At 52.9% G+C, this 3,197-nt stretch carries 2 protein-coding genes; one reads left to right on the forward strand and one right to left on the reverse strand.

The genetic code is table 11. The features are described 5' to 3' along the window. Positions 1–70: 70 nt before the first annotated feature. On the reverse strand, positions 71–1,462 hold the full coding sequence (locus WNY38_RS17870; RefSeq protein WP_342858719.1) for a phosphomannomutase: 1,392 nt from the start codon (positions 1,460–1,462) through the stop codon (positions 71–73). 370 nt (positions 1,463–1,832) lie between these two features. Between WNY38_RS17870 and WNY38_RS17875 the strand changes: the two genes are divergently transcribed. Beyond that, positions 1,833–3,197: mannose-1-phosphate guanylyltransferase/mannose-6-phosphate isomerase (locus WNY38_RS17875; RefSeq protein WP_342858720.1), on the forward strand; the 1,365-nt coding region annotated here is incomplete at its 3' end.

Consider the following 3,197-nt stretch of genomic DNA (forward strand, 5'->3'; position numbering starts at 1 on the left):
GCGAATATCCATTGCCTGACATAATTTCCAAAAATATCACAGCACTTCTACAAAACCGGCGGATGCTTGCTTAAAAATCTAGCCGCGCCGCGACCTCTTCGCGCACTTGGGTCGTCAAATCTTTGGCGCGTGTTTCTGAGCTGGATTGTGCATAGATCCGAAACTCTGGCGCATTGCCGGACGGGCGCAGGTGCACCACGTCGCCGCTTTCAAAATCAACCCGCAAACCATCTGTCAGATCGATGCTTGAAATGGTTCCGAAGGGGGCGAAAAAGGCTGCGCGCTTATCACTGTCATCGATCAACCCGCTCAAGAAAATTGCGGCTTTGGCGCGATCGATCTCTTGCAGGCGGTCGGCGGCGGTAAAGCACTGAGGTAGGGCGCAAACAAGCTGGGTTAGGGTCTTATTTTGCTGTTTTGCCGCGAACAAAGGCGCGATAATGGGTAACATGCAATCGCGGGTAGGCAGGGCAGAAAGAGGGCCCGACAGGGTCGCATCGAAGCCGATCAAGAAGCCTCCGTTGGCTTCAAACCCGACGCAGGCCTCTGCGGGTGATTTGAATTTTTCCATCTCTGCGATCACGAAAGGCGAACCGATGCGGGTCAAAGTCACTGTTTCAAATTCAGGACAGCGGCGCACCATATCGTTGGATGATACAGGTGTGATTACGGTTTTGGCGCCCAAAACCTGTGCGGTCAAAACGCCCAAAACATCCCCTGGAATGACTTTGCCTGCAGCATCGCTGAGCAGCGGCCGGTCTGCATCGCCATCGGTCGAAGCCACAGCGTCAAGGCTGTGCTCTTGGCTCCATGCGACCAGATTGGCGCGGGTCGCGTCATCAACGGCTTCTGTATCAACAGGAATAAACGTGTCGGAATGCGCCAAAGGCACCACGGTGGCGCCCAGTTGGGTTAAGATGGCTTCCATCGTGTCGCGTGCCACGGAGGAATGGCGGTATACGCCGATGCGCAGATCTTTGAGCGCCTGTGTGCCGAAAGCATCGACATAGCGCTGCACATAAAGCGTTTCAGCCTCAGGCAGGGCGGTCTGTGTGCCTGCAGCACCTGTGCGTTGGTGGCGCGCCGCATAGGCTGCGGTGATCTTTAGCTCGTCTTCTTTTGAAATCTCGCCCTGTGGCACGTAGAATTTCAAGCCGTTGCGATCTGCGGGAATGTGACTGCCCGTGACCATGATCGCTGCGGCTCCTGCGTTCATCGACGCCAAAGCCAGCGCAGGCGTGCCGACCGCACCGCAGTCGACAACATTGAGGCCCGCACTTAAAGCTGTGCTAGCAATCATCTGAGCGATGTCAGGGGATGAGGGGCGCAAATCTTGTGCGATGAACAGCGTGTCGCAGTCAGGCACGGTTGTTAGAAAAGCATGCACGTAGTCTGATACGACCTCTTCGGTCAGATCAATTACAAGACCACGCAGGCCGCTGGTGCCAAAAGAAGGAGCCATATTTAGGGTCTTTCGCTAGAGAGTTTCATTCAATTCGTATCTAACACCAATATGAAAAATGCAAAGTTATTTGACACCGAGTAATAGAATTGCCCTGGCAGCATGTTGCTTGTGATTGCCCTTGTTGTCTCGAGTACTTTTTCGAGCGAGAGCTATAAGGTGTATAAATTACCACCAGACTTGACCCCTGCTATGGTTACTTTTTGAGCACAACTGAAAGTAAGGGTTATTTATGTGCCATTTCAGTGCCACGGAAGACAAATGTCTAAATTTTAAGCTACGGCTTTATTTTTATAAATCAGCGTGTCACATAGTAGTTCTATTGATAGACCACTTATTAAATTGACCTAACGACAGGATGTATTCCACCATGACTTCAGCACGTATCACGCCCGTTATTTTATGTGGTGGATCTGGAACTCGGCTTTGGCCATTGTCGCGCAAAAGTTACCCTAAGCAATTTGTCCCACTCGTTGGTGAGCAGACTTTGTTTCAGGCCTCGGCAAAACGTTTAAGCGGTGCGTCTTCTGTGCTTAACTTTACAGCCCCAGCGGTTTTAACCGGGTCTGATTTTCGATTTATCGTGACTGAACAGCTTGCGGACATTGGCATCGACCCAGGTGCCATTTTGATTGAACCAGAAGGCCGCAACACTGCGCCTGCGATTTTGGCCGCAGCCTTACATTTAGCAAAGGCAGATCCAGAAGCGATCATGCTTGTCGCCCCCTCCGATCATGTTGTGCCCGACACGGCCGCGTTTCATGCGGCTATTGAAAAAGGCCTTGCGGCTGTTGCAACAGGTAAGCTTGTGACCTTTGGTATCAAGCCAACCCATGCAGAAACGGCCTATGGCTATCTTGAATTGGCGGCGCAACCCGAAGCCTCTGGCGCTGCTGTCGATCTCAAACAATTTGTTGAAAAACCAGACGCGACCCGCGCCGCCGAGATGGTGGAAGCTGGCACGTTCATGTGGAACGCAGGGATTTTCCTGTTCAAAGCCAAAGACATTATAGCTGCCTTTGGTGAGCACGCTCCAAGCCTCACCGCGCCTGTCACGGCAGCCGTTGATGCAGCTCAAGTGGACCTTGGCTTCTTGCGCCTTGATACTGATGCTTGGGCTCAAGCCGAAGATATTTCAATCGATTATGCCGTAATGGAACGCGCGGCCAATTTGGCTGTTGTGCCGTTTGATGGCGGTTGGTCCGACCTGGGTGGTTGGGATGCGGTTTGGCGCGAGCTTGGCCCCGATGCGGATGGGGTTGTCACATCAGGCGACGCTACGGCGATTGAATGTGAAAACAGCCTTTTGCGCTCTGACAGCGAGAACCTTGAAATTGTCGGCATTGGCCTGAAAAACGTGATGGCCATCGCGATGAATGATGCGGTTTTGGTGGCTGACATGTCGCGCGCTCAAGACGTCAAAAAAGCCGTTGCCGCGCTTAAAGCCAAAGGGTCCGCCCAAGCAACGATGTTCCCGAAAGATCACCGCCCTTGGGGTTGGTTCGAAAGCCTTGTGGTTGGCAGTCGTTTCCAAGTGAAGCGCATTCATGTGCATCCGGGCGCTGCCTTGTCTTTGCAAAGCCACTTCCACCGGTCAGAGCACTGGATCGTGGTTGAGGGCACAGCGCGCGTGACGATCGATGATGATGTGCGTTTGGTGACAGAAAACCAATCGGTCTATCTGCCTTTGGGCTGCGTGCACCGTATGGAGAACCCAGGCAAAGTGCCTATGGTT

Origin of the sequence: Pacificibacter sp. AS14, from assembly GCF_038899935.1 — a bacterium.
Classification (GTDB): domain Bacteria; phylum Pseudomonadota; class Alphaproteobacteria; order Rhodobacterales; family Rhodobacteraceae; genus Celeribacter.

Bases quoted from the DNA above. Each gene is read 5' to 3' on its own strand.
- WNY38_RS17870 (WP_342858719.1), bottom strand. From the start codon at position 1,462: ATGGCTCCTTCTTTTGGCACCAGCGGCCTGCGTGGTCTTGTAATTGAT.